Annotated in this window: 3 protein-coding genes; all 3 read left to right on the top strand. The window is 61.4% G+C overall.

Features of this window, described 5'->3' with window-relative positions:
- Nucleotides 1-293 (top strand): hypothetical protein (locus ACXJL8_RS38815; RefSeq protein WP_456686795.1); only part of this gene is annotated, 293 nt, incomplete at its 5' end.
- Nucleotides 277-1,776 carry an O-antigen ligase family protein gene (locus ACXJL8_RS38810; RefSeq protein WP_456686794.1) on the top strand — a complete coding sequence of 500 codons (1,500 nt, stop codon included), beginning with the start codon at nt 277-279 and terminating at the stop codon, nt 1,774-1,776. The genes ACXJL8_RS38815 and ACXJL8_RS38810, both read left to right, overlap by 17 nt.
- The gene (locus ACXJL8_RS38805; RefSeq protein WP_456621611.1) at nt 1,748-2,458 is read left to right on the top strand and encodes a hypothetical protein; all 711 of its coding nucleotides are present in this window, start codon (nt 1,748-1,750) and stop codon (nt 2,456-2,458) included. The genes ACXJL8_RS38810 and ACXJL8_RS38805 overlap by 29 nt, the downstream gene beginning before the upstream one ends.
- Nucleotides 2,459-2,533: the final 75 nt, after the last annotated feature.

Below are 2,533 nucleotides of genomic sequence, written 5' to 3'. Positions count from 1 at the left end.
AACTTGCGTCGCCACGTCGACTCCGAGAATTTCTTGCGCTGCAGCATCGGTTTCTAAAGGTCATTGCGCGCGTTGACAACGCCGAAAAACGGGCGCGCCTGCGCGGATTTCGCGCACCTGCCCATCGTGTCGCAGCTGTCGGATTAACCTTGGCGCGACGCCGATATTTGGACCGACAATCGCTTGTGTCCCGGCGCGTCGACGGCGCATTTTCGACGCATTCGCGCCGAACACGTGATGCAATCGACACACGGCGTCATTTTTTTCTTGTGAAGATTGCAGCAGACGAATGATCACTTCCGAAAGGGCCGGATTGATGCTTTATCGGCGCTGTCGCGGAGCTCGTCTCCCGTTTCGGTGCGAACAGCCAGTCATACTCGTGGGGAGCGCCAGCTGAACATCGTGTCCAGGATGGTGGCGCTTGCGGTTTTCGTTCTGGCGCCGCTGCCGCTCGGATCCACCGACCAGATTTGGATCTGCATCTGGTGCGCGTTGATGGCGGCGAGCCTCGTGACGGCCGATCTCGACGGCATCGGCCGCGAGGATGTGCGGCTCCTGACGCCGCTGCTCGTCACGCTCGCCATGGTTGCAGCGATCGCGATCGTCCAGGAATGGCGCGAGCCGCCATTTGCGCCTGGCAATCCGGTCTGGCAGCTTCCCTCGACGGGGCTTGGCATCCCGGCTCCCAGCCGCATGTCGACAACGGTCAGCGGTCCGTGGCTCGCGCTCGGCTATCCACTGCTGCTTGCGATGGTGTTCATTCGCGCTTTCGCAATCTCGACCGATGCGAGCAGCGCACGCCGGCTCCTGCTGATTCTCGCCTGGGCCGGATGTGCCTACGCAGTGTACGGCATTCTTGCCGAAGTCAGCGACCCCAACGGCCTGTTGTCGAGACGCAAGGAAGCCTATCTCGGCTACGCCACCGGCACTTTCGTCAATCGAAACACCGCCGCGGTCTTTTGGGGCAGCAGCGCGATATTGTTTCTGGTCCCGCTACTTCGCTTCGCGCATCGCCGCGACCATCCTGATGCGCCGGCATCTCCCCGGCTCTCGGACCGTGTCACGTTCTATTCATCTTCACCGGTCGCGCTCGGCATCGGTTTTGCGATCTGCGTGACGGCGACTGCGATGACGGGCTCTCGCGCGGGACTACTGCTGTCAATTTGTGCACTTCTGCTCGCCTGCGGGCTTTATCTCGCGCCGTTGCCGATCGGCAAGCTGCGGAGATGGGGATTCGCTGCGGGAATCCCCGTGGTGGCGCTGCTGCTCCTCCAGCTCGTTGGCGGCGCCGTCGCCGGGCGAATCGGCACTTACGGCCTCATTGATGAGCAGCGGTCCAATGCCTATCAGCGCGCCATTGCCATCATCCACGACTATCCGATGTTTGGCATCGGCTGGGGCAATTTCGAGGCAACTTTCCCGGCATACCGGACCGCGGAGCTCGGAAGTCTCGGAATATGGGACCGCGCCCATTCGACACCGCTGGAGCTTGCGGCGGAGCTCGGCCTGCCCGCCGCCGCCTTCATCGTGGTGTGTTGCCTCTGGTATGTTTACCTTTTGTTAAGAAGCAGCTTGCGGCGAAAGCGTGACCGCTACATACCAATCGTCGGCGCCAGCGTCGCGGTGCTCGGACTGGTTCATAGTTGCATCGACTTTTCGGTGCAAATACCCGGTTTCGGGGTCTTTTTCGCTGCCATCGTCGGTTGCGGGCTGGCCCAAACACTCCCGTCCGAATTACGGAAAGAACGTGGCAAGTTTGGACAAAATGAATTATAAAAACAAAAAGAGTTGGGCGATCATCATGAAGTCTGGAAAAGTTTTCTCGGTTCTCCTCGGCGTTGCCGCATTATACGGCACAATCACCCCGTCGTTCGCGGCGACCGGCAACAGCGCGCCGTGCGGAGCCAACGCCAATTTGGTCTCGGCGGAGCGCGCGAACACGTTTCTTTCAAATCCGGCAGCATTGCTCGACCAGTTCAAGGACGGTCAGGGCGGCCTGGCCTCGGAAATTCGTGACCTTTTGACCTCGCGTCCCGAGACCGTCGAAGGCATCGTTTCGCTCGCAAGAGCCAGCAACGAGGAACAGAGCCGGGCCATCGGCGCTGGTCTCGGAACTGCGGCTTCCGTTTGTGTTCTGTCGCAACAGGGCGTGGCGCAACTCATTCAGGAAGCGGTCTTGAAGACCGATAACGCGGCCCTGATCGCGTCTTTCACCAGCATTACCGGCGACATCCAGACAGACGTGACCAGCGGCGCCGACCCCACCGGCGAGACGACCGCCGGCGGCGGAAGCAACGCGGGAGGCGGGCAGGATCGCGGCGGTGCCGCGACATCGACCGACCCGGTTGCGCTCAATACGAGCGGTGGCAGCGCAAGCGCTCAAGCACAAACGCAGACGTTGTTCACGGCCGCGGCCACGACGACCACGTCGCTGACCTCCGTCAGCCCGTCCCGCTGACAACGCCGCCTGCAACCCGGCAGGAAAATTTAACCAAACGACGGTTCAAGGAACCAGCCTCGCGGAGCCGATAAA

The organism is Bradyrhizobium sp. P5_C11_2 (assembly GCF_054049755.1).
Note: the sequence above shows the minus strand (reverse complement) of the source record. Positions and strands in the feature narration are given on the sequence as shown.